The following is a 19,150-nucleotide window of genomic DNA, read 5'->3' as shown; positions in this document are numbered from 1 at the left end:
ACTAATTTCAATTGATTATTCGTGGACAGTTTTAATTTTAAAATACTAGACAGTCGTTTTTCTCCATGTCATTCTTGGGTATAAATCAGCTGGCTAAGGAAAGCATATCATGTCGATATTGGGTAAACAAAGAGCACTATGGAGTACCATTCCAGAGGGAACTATTGCGCTTTTTTTCATACAAGTAGTTTCAACGCTTAGTTTTAGTGTTCTTTACTCGACATTGGTTTTATACATGAAAGGAAAACTGGGGCTTCAGGTTACTACTGCAAATAGCATTATGGGTGTTTTTATTGCATTTAATTTTGCTCTGCATTTACTTGGAGGTTTCTGGGGTGGGCGATTATTATCGAACAGATCGCTGTTCTGCGTTGGTATGATAGCTCAGGTTGCAGGCTGCATCTTATTATCAGTTGGTGGCATTAATTCCTTATATTATGGTCTTGCTGCGTTTTTAACAGGGTCAGGATTGAATGTAACCTGCCTCAATTGCATGCTCACTCAAAGATTTTCACCTAATGACACTCGACGCGAAACCGCATTTTTATGGAATTATGCTGGTATGAATATTGGCTTTTTCATAGGATTCAGCCTAAGCGGTGTATTTCAAATAACCCAAAATTATCAAAGACTGTTCCTGCTTAGTAGTCTTGGAAATTTATTTGCCTTGCTTATTTGTCTTTATTGTTGGAACCAATTGGCGGATAAGGAAACAACCTATTCCAGAAAAGATAAACGCTCTCAGAAGAAAGCCACGGCTCTGGGGGTTGGTTTCATTATGTTACTTCCTTTTTTGTTAAGCCAAATGCTGCAATATGCTGATTGGGCTAATAAACTGGTCATTGCAACAGGTATTTTTATGCTGGCATTGACCTTTTATATTGCATATCAACAACCTACAAAAGAAGCGAAGGATAAAATATTAGCTTTTGCCATTCTGATGATTGTTGGTGCTATTTTTTGGATGTTGTACCAAATAGGGCCAATGGGATTAACGGTATTTATTGATCATAATGTGCAAAGAGAATATGGTAACTGGATTATTCCTCCCCAATGGTTTCAAAATATCAACACTGTAGCTATAGTCATTGGTGGCCCTTTATTGGGAATAATGTTTTCCAGAATGCGTTCGAAGGGAGTTCAAATCAATATACCCACGCAATTTGCTCTCGCTTTATTTTGTATTGGACTGGCATTCGCGATACTCCCTCTGGGAATTGTTTATGCAAATTCCGCAGGAATGGTTAATCCTGGCTGGATAGTAACCAGCTTTATTTTGCAGAGCATTGGAGAACTGTTAATCTCCCCAATTGGTTATGCCATGATAGGTTATCTGGCTCCGACATCACTTCAAGGAGTAATGATGGGGATGTGGATGCTGATTACTGGAGTAGGGGCAACCTTGTCTAGCTACAGTTCAAATCTAATGATTATAGGACAGAACAGTACATCACCATTACTGACTAATACAGGATACAGTAAAGTATTTTTATACTTAGGCTTATTTGCTATCGGCTCTTCATTTATACTATTAATGCTTGTTCCTAAGTTAAGGAAGTTAATTCAGGAAAAAAAGCATGAAATTCTGCAAGATGGTAATGTTAATGTAACCAAGAGAGTGACTGTATTTGAGTAGTCCATTTGTACCAATTGAAACGGCAGATCTTGAGTGGCTCAATGATTTGCCTTATTCTAAACACTTCAATGATGTATATAACTCCGCTGAAAGTGGGATCAAACAAAGTCGTTACGTATTTGTTGATGGGAATCATCTCCTTGGTAGGTGGTCAGAACTTCCCCAAAATACTTATTCACTATTTAATATTGGAGAAACTGGGTTTGGTACAGGTTTAAATTTTCTTCTGACTTTAAAGTTGTGGGAAGAATACGCACCCAGTTCAGCACATTTACATTATTTTTCATGTGAAAAACATCCTCTAGAATTGAACGATATAGAACACTGTTTAAATCTTTGGCCTGAACTATCGATACACACCAGACAATTGCTGGAACAATATCCTGTATTGACACATGGATATCACTATTTATCATTTTGTAATGGTCGAGTTAAGCTGACTCTGATGTTAGGTGATGCACTGGAGTGTTTTGAGCAATTATTAGTTTGTGGTGACTCTCAACTGGAATCAAAAGTACGGTCTGGTTATATCAATGCCTGGTATCTGGACGGTTTTTCTCCATCCAAAAATGAAGAGATGTGGTCATACTCTCTCTTTTCAGTAATTGCCATGTTATCGCAAGAAGATTCCACTTTTGCAACATACACCGCAGCCGGAATTGTAAAAGCCGCTTTGACCAAAGCAGGTTTTACAATTGAAAAGAAAAAGGGCTTTGGTCCCAAACGGCACATGCTTTCAGGAACCTATAAAAAGTCACAACCTTATAGAATAAAGAATCGTCAAACACCCTGGCATACAGGTTCTCCTTTTAAATCTGCAAATAAATCAGTACATATAGTAGGAGGCGGACTTGCTGGGTGTTTCATTGCTCATTGTTTAGCCAACCGGGGTTGGAGGGTAACACTATTTGAGGAAAAAACGACGGTTGGTGCAGCTGCTTCAGCCAATCATCAAGCAGTATTATTCCCCAAATTGTCGGCTTATAAATCACCATTAACTCAGTTAATGCTTTCATCATTTCTTTATGCGAGTCGAGTATATAATAATCTGATGAAACACCATCCAGATCTAGGCTGTTTAAGCGGTTCTCTATTATTAGCTTATAATCAAAAACAACTACATGCCCAACAAAGTCTTAAAAATTGGCTTCACTATTATCCCGAACTTGGGGAGCTGGTTGATCCCGATAAAGCATCCGATTTGTCTGGCTTGAATATCAGTGAATCAGGTCTTTATATTCCTCGCTCAGGATGGATTAACTCACCGCGTCTTTGTCAGATTTTAGTCGATAGAAATGAAATCACTGTGAATGAAAATACTTTGATTGATTCTATACACTTTAATGGTTCAAGCTGGATAGTCAATAATAAAGACGCAGACGCTTTAGTCTTATGCACTGGAAACAAGATAAACTCGTTCAGTGAGTTAACAGATTTACCGATGAAGCACATTCGAGGACAAATGTCTTCAATTCGCTCAACACCAAACAGCTCTAAACTTAAAATTCCTCTATGTGGAGAAGGGCATGTTTTACCTGCCATAGAGGGAATGCATTATTTTGGTGCCAGCTATAACCTTGGTGATTCCTCTGAACACACTAATACAGAGGATGATATAAGCAATTTAAATAAACTGGTGAAAATCTCTTCACCAGATTTATGGTCCAAAGAAATAATTGATCATTGGGCCGCGGTCAGGGCTTCTACCCCGGATTATCTACCTGCGGTAGGCCCTGTTGCAAAAGCAAAGGAATTTATTGAGCTGTTTTCAGGTTTAGAATCAAATTCCAAAAGATGGATAGCACAACCTGGCCCCTATATTCCCGGGTTATTCGTTTGTGCAGGATTTGGCTCCCGAGGATTAACTACTATCCCATTATGTTCGGAATGGCTGGCTTCATTAATCAATAATGAAATCAGTTGTCTGCCAAGAAATCTTATCCATGCAATAGCACCCAGTCGATTTTTGCGAAAAAACATAACTCGAGGAATATATTGATTTTATTAGGAAAAATCAGAAATTGTTCCACCCGATGTGTTGACGATTCAGTGATAAGTTATTAAATTGTCAGAGGTTTTATTTTATTAATAACTCAAGCTTAACTTGAACTTTCTTTATCAGCTATAATCAACATTTTCATCATGTGAGCGGATTGTGCATAGTATTGACTTTTTTCAAATTGATGCGTTTACTGATAAAGTATTTCATGGTAATCCAGCCGCTGTATGTTTACTTGATGATTGGTTGAATGACGAATTGCTTCTGGCAATAGCCGCGGAAAATAATTTGTCAGAAACTGCTTTTATTATTGAAGCCCATAATGGATTTCATATTCGTTGGTTCACCCCAAATGGAGAAATCTCCCTGTGTGGGCATGCAACCCTAGCTGCTGGCTTTGTCTTGTTTGAATTAGAGAAATGTTCAACTGATATCATCACTTTTCATAGTATGAGTGGGGAACTTTTTGTATTAAGAAAGAAAGACCGACTTACCCTTGATTTTCCCAGGTTGAGTTATATTAACTCCCATTCTTCAGAGAATATAGCACAGCTTATAGATCAACCTGTATTAGAAACATACGACAGTGATCTCGATTATTTAATTCTTCTTGCAAATGAGGCACAGGTGATTAATGCACAAGTTGACTTAAAAAAACTTATGAAGTTGCCTAAACGAGGCTTAATAATTACCTCTGTATGTGCTGAAGCTGATTTCTATTCTCGTTGCTTTTATCCAAGGCACAGTATTTCAGAAGATCCCGTAACAGGCTCTGCTCACTGTGTTTTAACACCATTCTGGGCAAATAAATTAAATAAATCGAGTTTACGTGCTATCCAGGGCTTACACAGAAAAGGGGAGTTATTTTGTGAGTTAATGGATAATCGTGTGTTTATTTCTGGTTATTGTCGATGGTATCTCAAAGGACATTTAGTAATTTAGTAAAATCGATTGAGATGGACTTCTCATTAGAGCATAATAATAACCCTTTAGGTCAAAGGAGTAATATGGAATGACCAGTTCAATGGGAAAAGCGTTCAGACTTGCAGTGGAGGATAATAGACCGCTACAAGTCTTGGGTACCATCAATGCTTATACTGCAATGTTAGCTGAATCAGCTGGATGTAAAGCCATCTATCTTTCAGGTGCTGGCGTAGCGAATGCCTCTTATGGTTTGCCCGATCTTGGAATGACTAATTTATCGCAAGTTCTGGAGGATGCCCGCCGTATAACCGATGTCTCTCCATTACCACTTTTAGTAGACGTCGATACTGGATGGGGACATGCCTTTAATATTGGTCAAACAATCAAATTAATGGAAAAAGCAGGTGTAGCAGCCATTCATATCGAAGATCAGGTGTTAGCTAAACGATGTGGACATAGACCTAATAAAGCTATTGTCTCAGAAAAGGAAATGGGCGATCGAATTAAAGCCGCGGTTGATGCCAGAAAGGATCCGAATTTTGTCATTATGGCAAGAACTGACGCCTACGCGGTTGAAGGAATGAATTCTGCGATAGAGCGTGCTCAACTGTGTGTTGAACTGGGCGCTGATATGATATTTCCAGAGGCGATGACGTCTTTGGATGAATATCGAACTTTTACTCAAAGTATTAAAGTACCGGTTCTGGCTAATATTACTGAATTTGGTAAAACACCATTATTTACTCGAGATGAACTCAATGATGCAGGCGTTTCATTAATTCTTTATCCGTTAAGTGCATTCAGAGCAATGTCGAAAGCGGCACTAACAACCTATGAGACTATAGTCCGACAAGGAACGCAAAAATCAGTTCTGGATACTATGCAAACACGTGAGGAACTGTATTCTATTCTTGGATATCACAAATACGAAGAAAAACTGGACCAACTGATGGAGGAAGAAAATGAGTAGTAAGAGTGGAGGTTTAGCCGGTGTTGTTGCTGGACAATCAGCAATTGCTACTGTTGGCCTGGCAGGTAAAGGTTTGAATTACAGAGGTTATTCTATTGACGATTTAGCTGAATATGCAAGCTTTGAAGAAGTTGCTTATTTATTGCATTATGGCCATCTTCCAACACAAAGTGAATTGGATAAATACACTAAAAAACTGATAAGTCTGAGAGGAATCCCGGAACAATTAAAAACGGTATTGAAGTTGATTCCCAAAAACACACACCCTATGGATGTATTAAGAACCGCCTGTTCTTTTTTGGGTAATATTGAACCTGAAGAAAATTTTTCTCAAGAACATGAGATTGCCGATCGGCTTTTGGCCTTATTTCCTGGAATTATGTGTTATTGGTATGCCTATCATTATGAAAACAGGGAAATTTCCGGTTACAGTGATGAGAATACCGTCGGCGGGCATTTCCTAGCCTTATTGCATAATAAAAAACCCAGTAAAATCGAATCGGATATGATGAATGTTTCTCTCATACTTTATGCAGAACATGAATTTAATGCATCAACCTTTGCCGCACGAGTCACGGCAGCTACATTGTCTGATTTTTACTCTGCGATAACCAGCGCGATTGGAACTCTGCGTGGGCCTTTGCATGGTGGGGCTAATGAAGCGGCTATGGAATTGATTGAACAATTCAAGACACCTGATGAAGCTGAAGCCGGATTAAAGCAAATGCTGGCGAACAAAGCATTAATCATGGGATTTGGGCATAGAGTCTATACAACAAGTGATCCACGTTCTGATATCATTAAAAAATGGTCGTTCAGATTAGGTGAAGCGAAGGGTGATCTGAAGTTGTACCACATTTCTGAACGCATAGAAGAGGTCATGTGGAGTGAGAAGAAACTATTCCCCAATCTCGATTTTTATAGTGCGTCTGCATATCATTATTGTGGCATACCTACCCATTTGTTTACCCCCATTTTCGTTATGTCCCGGATCACAGGTTGGTCTGCGCATGTATTTGAACAGAGAGCCAATAATAAACTAATCAGGCCTACCTCAGAATATATTGGACCAGAACCCAGAGCATTCACTGAAATTGAGAAAAGAGGTTAATATGAGCAGTTATGTAGAAGATAATGTTAAACCTGATTACGATCAGGTTATCGTAGATATTGCTGATTATGTTTTAAATACTAAAATTGATAGCGTTCTCGCTTATGAAACAGCACGTCTCTGTTTAATGGATACTTTAGGCTGTGGTCTGTTGGCACTAAATTTTTCCGAGTGTACAAAACTCATGGGCCCCATAGTCCCTGGAGCCACACTTTCAGGCGGAGCACGTGTTCCTGGAACCCATTATGAACTGGATCCAGTTCAGGCTGCCTTTAATATTGGGACTATGATACGTTGGCTGGATTTCAATGATACATGGCTTGCAGCAGAATGGGGTCATCCATCGGATAATTTAGGTGCTATATTAGCTGTTGCAGATTATTTATGCAGAGAACATTGTGGTAAGGGAAGAGCGCCAATTTTAATGCAGGATGTACTCACCGCAATGATTAAAGCCCATGAAATTCAAGGTTGTCTTGCTCTGGAAAACAGCTTTAACCGTGTAGGATTAGACCATGTTTTTCTGGTTAAGATTGCCAGCGCAGCGGTTGCAGCGCAATTGTTCGGCGCCGATCGTGATATGATGTTAAGAACTTTGTCCCAGGTTTTTGTTGATGGCCAAAGTTTAAGAACTTATCGTCATGCGCCTAATGCAGGCTCCAGAAAATCATGGGCCGCAGGAGATGCCACATCACGAGCAGTTCGTCTGGCTTTGATCGCTAAAACAGGTGAAATGGGGTACCCCAGTGCATTAAGTGCTCCTACCTGGGGATTTTATGATGTTTTATTTGACAAAAAACCGTTTAAATTTCAACGTCCGTATGGCAGTTATGTCATGGAAAATGTCCTGTTTAAATTATCTTATCCTGCAGAATTTCATGCACAAACAGCCGTTGAATGTGCGGTTGCTTTACATCCTTTAGTCACTCAGCGATTCAATGATATTGCGCGAATTGAACTGGTTACACATGAGTCCGCTATACGAATTATCAGTAAACAAGGCGCGTTGCATAATCCAGCTGATAGGGATCATTGCCTGCAGTATATGGTGGCAATTGGTTTGCTGTTTGGTGATTTAAAAGCGGAACATTATGAAAATACCGTAGCTGCAGATCCAAGGATAGATGCCTTAAGAGCCAAAATGCACGTCACAGAAAATGAGCGTTTTTCTCGTGAATATCATGATCCTGACAAGCGATCTATAGCAAACAGCATCAAGCTTGTTTTCAATGACGGTACGGAAAGTGAATTAATCACTGTTGAGTATCCAATTGGTCATAAACGACGACGTGAAGAGGGAATTCCTGTATTGATATCCAAGTTCAAGAACAACCTGAGTACCCGATTACCCGCTAATCGAGTAGAACAAATCATGAATGCAATGAGTGATACCAATACTCTAGCTGCAATGAAGGTCAGTGATTTTATGGCGCTATGGGTTGTGAACTAATCGCTTGTGAACTCAGGCAATGATTTTATTGCCTGAGCTAAACCTAAAAGTCCTTGAATTGTTTTGTATTAACACCATAAACCAATAATGTTAATCGTGATAATGTAAGGGTCTGCTACATTATCGCAATAAGACTTCTACAGGGACAGGGTATTCCTACAGCCGCTCTGCTTACATTGAAGATACTTCAGTCACCGTTTCATCTAAAGTAGTATTAAAATAGTTCGTTAATAGTGGCTCACTCGGTGAAAAAGAGCGAACTGGAGAATCTTTATTTTATTCAATGAATTTCAAATTCCAGGGTAACAAGGGGGCTTATCAGGTATCTTGGATTTTTTTGTTGACTCCAGTTTCCCAATCAATCCAATAAAGAGACCTATTATAATTAAAATGGTTCCAATAAGTTGTGATTTATTGGGAAGATTATTCATTATCTGATAAGAAAAGAACAATGAGAAGATAGGTATTAATGTAGAACTTATCGATATTTCATCAATTTTTGCATACTTTAAACCTAGAAATTTAAAGTAGGTATTAAAAGCCACTATAATCCCGCCATAAATCAACATCCATCCCCATAAGAATTCGGAGAATATGTCACTAAAATGCCCCCAGCCGAACATAGCCAGGGCAATATAAAAGAAAAAGACAACCCCAAGACCCATGCGAAACAGATTTAAAATCCCTAGTGGAATTATTTTACTTGTATGAAACCCAATTAAACCAGAGATAGTACTGCTGAGCACAGCTAGCAGTACGCAAATCTCCCCGGAATAGTGATGGGATTTCAGGAAACTATTTAAAGCACCTTGAGTTTGAGTGGCCGAAGTCAACACGCGTGGTGCCGTATCTGATGAAAAAACCCATTTTTGTAGGACTGCAATAGTAATCAGGCCAATGAGGGTAAATAAAGATCCAATCAGTACTTTGGGCAGTGGTTTTTCATTTAAAAATAACCATCCAAAAAATAAAGTTAAAGGAATTTGGAATGTTGAAATAATAACCACATTAACAACGTCAGTATTCATGATTCCAAGGAAATATAATGTTGGGGTAAGAACGCCGGATGTGAATGCCGACAAGGTCATCCAAAACCAATTTCTTCTTGATATTGACTTCATTTTAAATGATCTGTTCTCCTTAAAATAAAGAAGATAAAGCGTAATAAGTGCGATTAAATTACCAACAAAGAGTACATTACAAAAAGAAATAGGGTTATGTCCATTAATCAGGTGCTCATTGCCAGTTTGAATTAATTTTGCAGTAACAGGGGTGGCTGCACTCGAAATAAGGGCGCTGAGGCTAATATATATCATCCCCTTATACTTGTTTTGTGTATTCAAATTATATCCGGATAATTGATTGTATTATGTACTAACTATATCGTTATTTTTATTTATATAACAGCCAATTTGCCTTATACATGAGAAGCGGGTCTTATCATGGGATCAGGTACCTTTTAAGCCGTCTTTTTCATCAATTCCTAATGGGCTTCTTTTAATTTCATTTCTATAGCCACTCTTTTATATAAAGAACTCTCCTGAAACAGGCAAAATACTTGTATTGAAATGTTCTTGGCTGCATACAAAATGAAGAATTTCTTGAGATACAAAACAATTTCTACTTTAGGCACTAATTAATTTATGATCTAAATATGACCTATAATATTGATACAAGGTCCATTTTAATGATGTTCCACGGTACTGTTTTCAGTTAACTACAATCCGATAAGAGGTAGTATATGAAAAGCAAAATAGAAGATATTTTTTTCTATCGCAGCAAACAATTTCAAGATCAAACTAAAGCAACATGGGGAATGAGTTTATTTACTGAAAACACCCAAACCCCTCAAACTTTTTCCACATTTTGGGACAATATTCATGCAATCCAATCGACTAAGGGAAAAGAAGAGTATGCCAATAGCCAATGTGCTGTATTAAAAAATATAAAAGTTAAAGATATGAACATTGAATTTATCCCAAATAAAGGTTTGTATATCTCGGATAAAAATGATGAGGATGTTTTTGCTGTACTTGATTACCGAGACAGTTTTAATGGAGAACTCAGAGGCTCAACTCTTAAAACTGTTCTGGAACACTACTCCACTACCAATTCAAATGAATCGGTTTACGATGCACTGAATAATATATTGCACAGTCATCACAATCCAACTTTTAGTGGAGCAGTTAAACTACTAAAGATTGGTGAGCAGGTCCAGAGTATAGTGTTTAAAGCGATCGATACTGTGCTTGGTTGGGTTGATAAACTGCAACCTGCAAAAGCATACTCTGATGAGTGGACTAAAAACGAACAATTGGTCAATGAACAATTCCCCAAATTTCTTACAGAATTAGATAAAGCCAATCTGGAGCAACTTCAAGAGCGTTTAAACAGCAATGAGTTTCTAGATGAACCCTACTCATCTGCACGTGAAGATGCTATCAGACAATTACTAACTTACAGAAGGACGCTATTTAAAGAAACAGATACGGTAGGTATTAATTTAAAAGATGAGCGTAAAGCCAGTAAATGTCATTTTAGTGAACAAATGATCAATGCTTTGGTAACGACAAAACCTGCAACCGGACAAAGTTATAAAGCCTATATAGAAACCTGCATAAAGAAAGCAGAACAACAATTGACTCCAGAAGAAGTCAATGATTGGCCAAAAGGTGTTTTTTCTCATCGTTTGAGGGATATTGTTAGTGAAATAAAGGATAAGCCAGCTCAATCAAATGAATTTAGAATTCAACCGGAATAGAATAAAGCTCCATTGTGGATTGCTTCGTTTTGCTCGCAAAGAAAAAGTGAGGTACATAATAAAGGACGTGTTCGTGAGATCCATACAGCTGACAGACTTTGCTTACTAATAATACTGGCTCTGTTAATCCCGCAAACAAGTCGCGGGACGATTGGAATAATTTAATGATTTGTCTATATACTCTATATTTTTCGATGCAACCCGGCTGAAGCCAACACTTTTGTTGCGATCTCCTCAATGGAGTACTTCGTGGAATTGATATAGGGAATTCCTTCCTTTTGATACATTGCTTCGACTTCAGTAACCTCCAATCGGCATTGCTCTGAGGACGCATACTTACTATTTGGTCTTCGCTCCGATCGAATTTGTTGTAGTCTATGTGTATCAATAGTGAGTCCAAATAACTTATGCTTATAAGGTTTTAATACTTCAGGTAACTGAAAACCTATAAGATCATCCTCTGTAAAGGGATAATTCGCAGCCAAAATTCCATATTGCAAAGCCATATACAAACAACTTGGTGTTTTTCCGCAACGTGAAACACCAATCAATATGATATCGGCTTTATCATAACCTCGAGTTTTAACACCATCATCATGGGACAAGGCAAAATCAACAGCTTCTATTCTATGGGTGTATGATTTATCGTTAGCTACTCCATGTGTTCTGCCAACGGTATAGGATGATTTTTCATTTAATTCATTTTCTAATGGGCCGATAAAGGTACTGAACAAATCAAATACACAGGCATTAGCACTTTTAAACAATTGACGAATTTCAGGATTTACTAAAGTCATAAATACCAGAGGTTTAATTCCTTGTTGATCGAAGGATTGATTCACGCGCTGGATCACACTCTCAGCTTTTTGAAGCGAGTCAATGTAGGGTATGGTTTGTTTTTCAAATTCAATATTTTCAAATTGTGTAATAAGACTGTTTCCCAACGTTTCAGCAGTAATGCCTGTTCCATCAGAAAGCATAAAAACCTGACGCTTCATAAAAATCCTTAAAGAATAAGATAAGTTATAAATTTTAAACGAAATATGAAATATAACCAGTAAGTGTACTTATTTGTACCTATCTGCTATCTTAAAATTAGATATACTTAGTATAGATAACTCTACGGAAGGGTATCATGGAGCAAGACAGATATTCCATTAATAACAAAATGTATGTATTGGGAATTATAAGTTTAATCCTGGCTTTGGGATTATTTTTCTTCAGCATGTACATCCTGCCATTTTTAATATGGAATTTATACTATGATGTACCTGATTTGGTTAGTAATATAATCATGTTTTTTGAAAATCGATATGAGTACAGTGAAGCTGCGAGTAGAGTAATTACCTGGTTGATTTTCTTTTTGCCCAGTTTAATGGCTGGTTACATCTCATACTATATTTCCAATTACATAGATGATCAAATATTAGGTCTTGCTAAAAAAGTTAATCCTGAACTTGAAAAAGAAACGACTATAGAACATCAGAAAGATGTTAAAGAATCGTTGGGATTAGCAGCAAAAATAATTTTATTAATGATATTAATTGTTGCTGTTATATTTTTATTACAAATAATCATTCAAAGCACCGCATAATAATGACAGGAGTATTCATGTTCAATATGAAACGCTGGAAAATAAAACGGCTGACCAAAAAGATTAAAGCCATGCAAAACAACCGGGTTAATAATCAACCTGGAGATGAAGTCATAAAAAGAGAAATTCTTTGCTATTATGAATTGGCCGGATTATTCAAAAAACTAAAAGGGAACAAAAACTTTCCTTATTCTGAAATCATGCTAATTGAATGTTATCGAAAAGCAGCCGATCTGGATGACTCCGCCGCTCATTATCAATTAGCCCAAATCTTTATTGATGAAGCTAAATACAGACAAAGTTTAGATAATGAAGGAATTTTTAATAGTCCTGCAAACCTGAAAAGAAGTCAGCAACTCTATGAAGAAGCGCATGCACATTTATTGGCAGCTGAAAAATTAGGCCATATTGCTGCCAAAAGACTCAGGGGTCTCTGTCTGATTAATGGCTGGGGGCTCATTGTGGATAAGGATAAGGGCTTTGAGTTGATTGTTGAAAGCATCGAGCAGGAAGGAAGCTGGGATAAAATTCCACAAATTTTCGCCTCTATGGGATTAAATAAACCTGAGTTTTTCTCTGCAATTATGCAGAGAAGAAAAGCATCCAGTTAAATACTTTCTATTCTGGTAGATCATCGACTTTAAATCTACCAGAACGTACTGGAACAAAGCGTTAATTGATCACCTAATTTTGGCCAAACTTGATTATATTTTGGCTTCATCATACAATATGCAATCATTTTTTGTCGAGTTAAATTGATATGCCCCAGTTTAAATTAAACCAAGCCGTTACTTTGGATGAGTTCAGACTATTAACTGATTGGATTCATCGAATGAACAATCAAAGAATTTATCGTGAAGATCTTTCTAATGAGACTTTAGAACAGATATTCAGTACCATAGGCAAGATCAGATTAATACGATGTAATACATCATTTCACACGCTGACAAAAGAATTTAACGGAACAAATGATTTAGTTAACCTTAAAATTGGTGTCAATCCTGTTTATAAAAATACCGTTGAACTGCGAGCGCTATCATTGGCTTGTCAAAATAATGACCCCCTCAACAAGAGTATGGTACGCGAGAAATTAATTATTGGTAGTGACTACTATCCAATATTGAGAAAAATACCCAGTCAAGAAGAACTGTTAGAATGGGTTCAAGATGATGAGGAGTATAAAAATATCCTTGATAATCCGTGTTTTACATATCGTATTCCTTTGTTTAGAACAACCATTCCCCTAGATCCTTCCATTCCAATAAGCAAGTTTAATGATCTGGTGGCCTGGATACATCGAATACGTGATGTCAAACAGACTCCTGAAGATATTGCCACTGATCAATTGAGGGAAATGTATAAGCTTATTGGAAAAATTCGAATAGAAATTCTAACTAAAATCCATAAGTACAGCACAGGTACTTATCTTGATGGTCGTAGTCCCAGGGGAAACATGCTCGTTGGTGCTCATAAAGAATATGCAAATCCATCACACTTATTTAACTTGTGGCAAAATAATACTAATAGTGTTCTAAGTGATATTTTAGATGACTTTTCACTCAAATATTGGGACTATAAATCAATAGTTGAGAATTTACCTGATGAAAAAGAAATTAATTCATGGGCTTCATTTTTTGATTTGACTATTCAAAGAAAATTAACTGCCGATGGTATTATTGTTTACTATAAAGACGTACAGGCGGAAATAAATACCACGATCGGGGATTTTTTGAAAAAAATTCAATTACTGGAACAAGATAAGCACAGAACGCCCAAAGTACTCCAAGAAGCACAGCGATTAGCAAATACAATATCCTTGGCAGCCAATGATTATTTGGAATCTGTTAAGCATTACCCCGAGAGCAGGGGGAATGCTAGGAAGCTATTTATTAATAAGTGCTCTGATGCAATACACAAAGCAAAACCAATATTAGAGAAAGAATTGGGTTGGGGAGATTATTTAACTAATTTATTAAAATCCCTTGCAAATGCATTAATACACGTCAGTAATTATCTGACTGGATCTAAATGTAATTTATTTGCTTATGCAACCACGCCATTAGTAACTGAGTTCGAAGAACTTGGAGAGAATTTACAGATTAATTTAGCTGGCAGTTAATAAATAATAAAAAGTAACAATTTAGTATATTCTGAAGGTGTCATTTCGAACGAAGTGAGCGAAACCTTAAATCCAGCAAAGTGCCAGCAGCGGGAGATCCTTCACTGCGTTCAGGATGACGAAACTCAACCGTCATCCCGAATGAAATGAGGGATCTCCTGAATGGGGCAGTGTGCCTGCATTTGGAGATCCTTCACTGCGTTCAGGATACGAAACTCAACCGTCATCCCGAATGCAATGAGGGATCTCCTGAATGTGGCACTGTGCCTACATTAGGAGATCCTTCGCTGCACTCAGGATGACGAAACTCTCAAAAGAACGTCATCCCGAACGGAGTGAGCGATACCTTAAATCCGGCACAGTGCTAGCATCGGGAGATCCTTCACTGCGTTCAGGATTACGAAACTCAACCGTCAGACATGAATGGGGTCGCTACCCCATATATGACGTTTTATCAAGGGGTCGTTTAGCAACTGAATAATCAACTTTTTATCAACGTCTTTCAATTTTCGTTTTTTAATAACTTCCTGGTGCGAATTTATAGTCAAACACCGCCAAGCAACTTTTTACCATCTGCCCGTAATTCTCCATTTGGAGCTACATGCCTATATAAAGTTTGCTTCGTTATGCCCAGCTCTTCACACAAAGAGCCAATTTTAGTTTCAGGCTGCCCTAGAGAAACCATCGCTAATCTAAGTTTTGCTTGAGTCATTTTATAAGGCCTACCACCTTTTCTCCCTCTTGCACGAGCAGACGCCATTCCTGCGAGAGTGCGCTCTTTAATCATTTCACGTTCAAATTCGGCCAAAGCTGCAAAAATACCAAATACTAGTTTTCCCGCAGCAGTTGTTGTATCAATAGCGGCGCCATGGCCAGTTAATACTTTAAATCCAATTTCTCTAGCTGTTAAATCATGAACTGTATTAACAAGATGACGTAAATCGCGGCCCAGTCGATCCAGCTTCCAGACTACCAAAGTGTCATTTTTACGTAATGCTTTTAAACAATTAGCAAGTTCAGGGCGATCATCCTTTTTACCTGAAGCAAAATCTTCATAGAGTTGATTCGGTTCAACACCTGCTTCCAAAAGAGCATCACGTTGTAAATCCGTACTTTGTGAACCATCAGCTTTTGAAACCCGCATATAGCCAACTAGCATTTTTCTCTCCATCACTTGCGTCACATAAACGTTCGATTATGTGACTAATAGGATTGATTACTAATAATATAGATAAAATGGTAACTTAACTGGTAACATAAATAAAGTTAATTAAATAGTTGAAAATTAGATTATGTGACCAATGTTTTTAGGTTCCTTAATTTGGTATGATACATACTATATTTTAAGGACTTTTTTCAATCATCATGCAAATAACAAAAATCACAATAAGAGAAAAGATTTATACTGTACGTAACCTTCAAGTGATGCTTGATAGTGAGCTTGCAGAAATATATGGAATTGAAACAAGAACTTTTAATCAGGCAGTAAAAAGGAATGAAGCAAGATTTCCATCGTCTTTTAGATTTCAGCTAACAACAGATGAGTATGAGTCTTTAAGATCACAAATTGTGACCTTAAACAAGTTGTCACAGGGACAGCATCGAAAATATATGCCTTATGTGTTTACAGAACAAGGGGTTGCCATGCTTTCTGCGGTATTAAAGAGCAAAACGGCAATTGAAGTGAGCATTCAAATCATTGATTCTTTTGTGGAGATGAGGAAATTTTTTGCTACACATAACGATTTAGTCATGAAAATCCAGCAAGTTGAGCAAAAGCAAATTTTACATGAGGCTAAAACTCAAGAAAAATTTGAGGCAATATTTTCTGCATTAGAAGAAAAACCAATTGTTCCTAACCAAGGTGTTTTCTATGATGGTCAAATTTTTGATGCATATGTATTTATATCGAAATTAATTAGAACGGCGAAAAAATCAATAATTTTGCTCGATAATTATGTTGATGAGACTGTTTTGGAGCATTTGTCCAAATCTGCACCACAAGTTAAAGTTTATATACTGACAAAAGCAATCAGCAAACATTTGAAATTGGATATTGAAAAGTATAATGCGCAATATAAAAAGATAGAGGTGTTTCAATTTGATTTATCTCATGATCGATTTTTAATTATCGATGAATCTGAGATATACCACATTGGCGCGTCCTTAAAAGATTTAGCCAAAAAGTGGTTTGCTTTTTCTAAGCTTGAGCATAGTAGCTTTGGTTTGATGGAGCGAATAAATGCCATTATTCAAAGTAAGTAACTTTAAGATCACAATTTGTGATCTTAAAGTTACTTAGAGCAATAGTGAATGGCATCGAAAATTGATGACATTTTATAGAGTGAAACCCAGATGAATTCTTTTGTCATAAATACGGAGTTAGATAAAGCCGAAAAGGCTGTAGCTCGGGTCACGATGGGTTGGGAAGCTCCTATACCCTTTGCAGTAACCACGCAGGAAGAGTCAGCTTATCCTTTGCAAGCGCTTCCAGCTATTTTACAGAAAACAGTTTCCGATTATCAACAATATGGCCAGCAACCGATTTCACTAATTGCTTGTGGTGCATTGGCTAATGTGTCTTTGGCTTGCCAGTCTTTAGCGAATGTGGCAAGAGATAATTATTTAATTAGCCCTGTTTCCTTATATTTCATAGTATTAGCAGCGAGCGGTGAAAGAAAATCAGCATCAGATAATTTATTTTCACAAGCTGCCAGAAATTGGGAAGAAAAAGTACACTCTCAGCGTTTGCCTATGGTCAATGCAGCGAAAGTGTTGCATCGCGCTTGGAAAATGCAATGTGACGAGCTGACTTATCGATTACGCTCTGGATCTTTTTCTGACGATTATGCAGATACTCGGGAAGAGCTCGAAGAACTTATGATGCATGAGCCTGAAATACCGTTGCTTCCAACATTATATTTTGAGGATGTCACGCAAGAAGCACTAGCTCATAGTTTAGCCCATGGTTGGCCAAGTGCCTCTCTTTGGTCTGATGAGGCTGGTATTATTATTGGTAGCCAGAGTATGCAATCAAATCCGACTCGATTTGTCGCATTACTCAATCGCTTGTGGGATGCAAAACTTTTTACTACGCATAGAAAAACATCCGATAATTTTGTCTTAAAAAATCGGCGTCTTACTTTAAATTTACTGAGCCAACCCATTTTGATGCAACAATTGTTAGGCCAATCTCAGCATATTGCGCGCCAGAGCGGTTTTTTGCCACGGTGTTTGTTGGCTTATCCTAAAAGTCTCATGGGAACACGTCTATACCAGGAACCCAATGATTCTTTATCCTGTTTTAGCGCCTATCACGAGCGGATTACTTCCTGTCTTTCTCAATCGGAAGAGCTGGGGATCAAAGGATGCATTAATTTGCCAACATTAGTTTTTAGTCCACAGGCTAAACAAAAATGGATTCAGTTTTTTAACCATATGGAATCAGGGCTGGTTGATGATGGCCCATGGTCGGCGTTAAAAGATTTTGTGAGTAAAGCTGCTGAGAATTCCGCAAGGCTAGCCGCTCTTTTTCACCTGTTTGAAGGTAAAGTTGGGGACATAAGCACCGAGCATATTGAAAGTGCTATTGAAGTCGTGCGCTGGCATATGCAGGAGACTCGGCGGTTATTGGCTACTGAAAGTTCTCAAAGTGAGGTTCAGGATGCACAAAAACTGCTGAACTGGTTGATGGTAAAAGATCATTGCATTGTTAGTGTAAGAGAGATTCAAAGATTGAGTCCTTTAAGGGATAAATCCAGAATGAATAAGGCGATAGATATATTAATGGATCATCATGTTATCAGAGAAACAACGCAGGGTAATAAAACTATTCTGGAAATAAACCCACATTGCTCTCAATAAGTTTTGCGACACTGCGACAATTGCGACAAATATTGAATGATAGGGGTTATTGTAAAAACTAGCTGTCGCAATTGTCGCAGTGTCGCAAGTAACGAAAAAATATAAGGCAGTATACTATGGCTATTTTTGAAGAAATTGAGCACCTAGAGCAGGAGGCTGCTGCTTTTGGTTTGCAGTGGGAAAACAAAGATCAAATCATGACTCAGATTCGTAATGAGTGTTTAGAAATAGAGGAACATCTGCATTCCCCGAACAGAGAGAAGCATTACAGGATGAAATAGGCGATCTTTTGCATGCAGCCTTTTCGCTATGTGTATTTAGTAATTTTTCACCTGAGCTTACCTTACGAAAAAGCCTCGATAAATTTGAACATCGATTGAATGCGATGAAGGATATAGCCAAAGAACAAGGCTTGGCCGATTTGAGAGGAAAATCGTTTGATGAATTAATGCAGTATTGGGAACAAGCAAAAATAAGAACTAAGTTACCTCAGAAGGGCATGGTTCGCGGTACTAAAAAGGCTTTAGACATTTGGGAATCGAAAGTGACTCAAAAGGAGTTGATTCTAAACAATGTTTGGTGTGGTAAATGCCGTTCTTCTTCTACCATTAAGGATCCTATTGCCACAGTAGTTGGTAAGAGCATCGTACTTAATGGAAATTGTGCAACATGCGGTGAAAAGGTAGCGAGATATATTGAGGAAAGTTGAAGATTTTTCAGCA

At 37.7% G+C, this 19,150-nt stretch carries 16 protein-coding genes; 13 read left to right on the top strand and 3 right to left on the bottom strand.

What is annotated here, in order from left to right; all coding sequences use genetic code 11:
• Window positions 1–109 precede the first annotated feature (109 nt).
• From IZU94_RS02280 to IZU94_RS02255, 6 genes are all read left to right on the top strand, one after another.
• Window positions 110–1,636: a peptide MFS transporter gene (locus tag IZU94_RS02280; RefSeq protein WP_203107601.1), complete on the top strand. Its 1,527-nt coding sequence runs from the start codon at window positions 110–112 to the stop codon at window positions 1,634–1,636.
• Complete coding sequence (gene mnmC / locus IZU94_RS02275) at window positions 1,629–3,635, top strand: bifunctional tRNA (5-methylaminomethyl-2-thiouridine)(34)-methyltransferase MnmC2/FAD-dependent 5-carboxymethylaminomethyl-2-thiouridine(34) oxidoreductase MnmC1 (RefSeq protein WP_203107599.1); 2,007 nt, start codon at window positions 1,629–1,631, stop codon at window positions 3,633–3,635. The genes IZU94_RS02280 and mnmC overlap by 8 nt, the downstream gene beginning before the upstream one ends.
• 156 nt (window positions 3,636–3,791) lie before the next feature.
• Window positions 3,792–4,577 (top strand): PhzF family phenazine biosynthesis protein, encoded by a 786-nt coding sequence (locus tag IZU94_RS02270; RefSeq protein WP_203107597.1) that lies wholly within the window; start codon window positions 3,792–3,794, stop codon window positions 4,575–4,577.
• Between the two features lie 70 nt (window positions 4,578–4,647).
• Complete coding sequence (gene prpB, locus IZU94_RS02265) at window positions 4,648–5,529, top strand: methylisocitrate lyase (RefSeq protein WP_203107595.1); 882 nt, start codon at window positions 4,648–4,650, stop codon at window positions 5,527–5,529.
• Window positions 5,522–6,640, top strand: coding sequence for a bifunctional 2-methylcitrate synthase/citrate synthase (prpC, locus tag IZU94_RS02260; RefSeq protein ID WP_203107593.1), 1,119 nt, complete (start codon window positions 5,522–5,524; stop codon window positions 6,638–6,640). The genes prpB and prpC overlap by 8 nt, the downstream gene beginning before the upstream one ends.
• Before the next feature lies 1 nt (window position 6,641).
• Window positions 6,642–8,090 carry a bifunctional 2-methylcitrate dehydratase/aconitate hydratase gene (locus IZU94_RS02255; protein WP_203107591.1) on the top strand — a complete coding sequence of 483 codons (1,449 nt, stop codon included), beginning with the start codon at window positions 6,642–6,644 and terminating at the stop codon, window positions 8,088–8,090.
• 290 nt (window positions 8,091–8,380) lie between these two features.
• Here the strand turns inward: IZU94_RS02255 and IZU94_RS02250 are convergent, their stop codons facing one another.
• Window positions 8,381–9,406, bottom strand: a complete 1,026-nt coding sequence (locus IZU94_RS02250) for an EamA family transporter (RefSeq protein ID WP_203107589.1) — start codon at window positions 9,404–9,406, stop codon at window positions 8,381–8,383.
• 425 nt (window positions 9,407–9,831) lie between these two features.
• On the opposite strand from IZU94_RS02250, the gene IZU94_RS02240 reads away from it, so the two are divergent.
• Complete coding sequence (locus IZU94_RS02240) at window positions 9,832–10,851, top strand: hypothetical protein (RefSeq protein WP_203107585.1); 1,020 nt, start codon at window positions 9,832–9,834, stop codon at window positions 10,849–10,851.
• A gap of 182 nt (window positions 10,852–11,033) precedes the next feature.
• On the opposite strand, the gene ppsR is transcribed toward IZU94_RS02240, so the two are convergent.
• Window positions 11,034–11,849, bottom strand: a complete 816-nt coding sequence (ppsR, locus tag IZU94_RS02235) for a posphoenolpyruvate synthetase regulatory kinase/phosphorylase PpsR (protein WP_203107583.1) — start codon at window positions 11,847–11,849, stop codon at window positions 11,034–11,036.
• Between the two features lie 137 nt (window positions 11,850–11,986).
• Between ppsR and IZU94_RS02230 the strand changes: the two genes are divergently transcribed.
• From IZU94_RS02230 to IZU94_RS18360, 3 genes are all read left to right on the top strand, one after another.
• Window positions 11,987–12,445, top strand: coding sequence for a hypothetical protein (locus IZU94_RS02230; protein ID WP_203107581.1), 459 nt, complete (start codon window positions 11,987–11,989; stop codon window positions 12,443–12,445).
• 17 nt (window positions 12,446–12,462) lie between these two features.
• The gene (locus IZU94_RS02225; RefSeq protein WP_203107579.1) at window positions 12,463–13,056 is read left to right on the top strand and encodes an SEL1-like repeat protein; all 594 of its coding nucleotides are present in this window, start codon (window positions 12,463–12,465) and stop codon (window positions 13,054–13,056) included.
• Between the two features lie 149 nt (window positions 13,057–13,205).
• Window positions 13,206–14,564, top strand: coding sequence for a hypothetical protein (locus IZU94_RS18360; RefSeq protein WP_304600422.1), 1,359 nt, complete (start codon window positions 13,206–13,208; stop codon window positions 14,562–14,564).
• Window positions 14,565–15,108: 544 nt separating this feature from the next.
• Here the strand turns inward: IZU94_RS18360 and IZU94_RS02215 are convergent.
• On the bottom strand, window positions 15,109–15,723 hold the full coding sequence (locus tag IZU94_RS02215) for a recombinase family protein (RefSeq protein ID WP_203107577.1): 615 nt from the start codon (window positions 15,721–15,723) through the stop codon (window positions 15,109–15,111).
• 206 nt (window positions 15,724–15,929) lie between these two features.
• On the opposite strand from IZU94_RS02215, the gene IZU94_RS02210 reads away from it, so the two are divergent.
• The 3 genes from IZU94_RS02210 (at window position 15,930) to IZU94_RS02200 (ending at window position 19,137) form a co-directional block, all read left to right on the top strand.
• Entirely contained in the window at window positions 15,930–16,829 is a 900-nt protein-coding gene (locus IZU94_RS02210) for an ORF6N domain-containing protein (RefSeq protein WP_203107575.1), read from the top strand.
• 90 nt (window positions 16,830–16,919) lie between these two features.
• Window positions 16,920–18,428: a YfjI family protein gene (locus tag IZU94_RS02205; protein WP_203107573.1), complete on the top strand. Its 1,509-nt coding sequence runs from the start codon at window positions 16,920–16,922 to the stop codon at window positions 18,426–18,428.
• Between the two features lie 217 nt (window positions 18,429–18,645).
• Window positions 18,646–19,137, top strand: coding sequence for a nucleoside triphosphate pyrophosphohydrolase family protein (locus IZU94_RS02200; RefSeq protein ID WP_238400469.1), 492 nt, complete (start codon window positions 18,646–18,648; stop codon window positions 19,135–19,137).
• Window positions 19,138–19,150 lie beyond the last annotated feature (13 nt).

The organism is Legionella bononiensis, from assembly GCF_016786215.1.
In the GTDB taxonomy this organism is placed as follows: domain Bacteria; phylum Pseudomonadota; class Gammaproteobacteria; order Legionellales; family Legionellaceae; genus Legionella; species Legionella bononiensis.
Note: the sequence above shows the minus strand (reverse complement) of the source record. Positions and strands in the feature narration are given on the sequence as shown.

Excerpts from the sequence above, each read along its gene's own strand:
- IZU94_RS02280 (WP_203107601.1), top strand. The coding sequence starts at position 110 with ATGTCGATATTGGGTAAACAAAGAGCACTATGGAGTACCATTCCAGAG.
- prpB (WP_203107595.1), top strand. The coding sequence starts at position 4,648 with ATGACCAGTTCAATGGGAAAAGCGTTCAGACTTGCAGTGGAGGATAAT.
- prpC (WP_203107593.1), top strand. The coding sequence starts at position 5,522 with ATGAGTAGTAAGAGTGGAGGTTTAGCCGGTGTTGTTGCTGGACAATCA.
- IZU94_RS02255 (WP_203107591.1), top strand. The coding sequence starts at position 6,642 with ATGAGCAGTTATGTAGAAGATAATGTTAAACCTGATTACGATCAGGTT.
- IZU94_RS02250 (WP_203107589.1), bottom strand. The coding sequence starts at position 9,406 with ATGATATATATTAGCCTCAGCGCCCTTATTTCGAGTGCAGCCACCCCT.
- IZU94_RS02240 (WP_203107585.1), top strand. The coding sequence starts at position 9,832 with ATGAAAAGCAAAATAGAAGATATTTTTTTCTATCGCAGCAAACAATTT.
- ppsR (WP_203107583.1), bottom strand. The coding sequence starts at position 11,849 with ATGAAGCGTCAGGTTTTTATGCTTTCTGATGGAACAGGCATTACTGCT.
- IZU94_RS02230 (WP_203107581.1), top strand. The coding sequence starts at position 11,987 with ATGGAGCAAGACAGATATTCCATTAATAACAAAATGTATGTATTGGGA.
- IZU94_RS02225 (WP_203107579.1), top strand. The coding sequence starts at position 12,463 with ATGTTCAATATGAAACGCTGGAAAATAAAACGGCTGACCAAAAAGATT.
- IZU94_RS18360 (WP_304600422.1), top strand. The coding sequence starts at position 13,206 with ATGCCCCAGTTTAAATTAAACCAAGCCGTTACTTTGGATGAGTTCAGA.
- IZU94_RS02215 (WP_203107577.1), bottom strand. The coding sequence starts at position 15,723 with ATGCTAGTTGGCTATATGCGGGTTTCAAAAGCTGATGGTTCACAAAGT.
- IZU94_RS02210 (WP_203107575.1), top strand. The coding sequence starts at position 15,930 with ATGCAAATAACAAAAATCACAATAAGAGAAAAGATTTATACTGTACGT.
- IZU94_RS02205 (WP_203107573.1), top strand. The coding sequence starts at position 16,920 with ATGAATTCTTTTGTCATAAATACGGAGTTAGATAAAGCCGAAAAGGCT.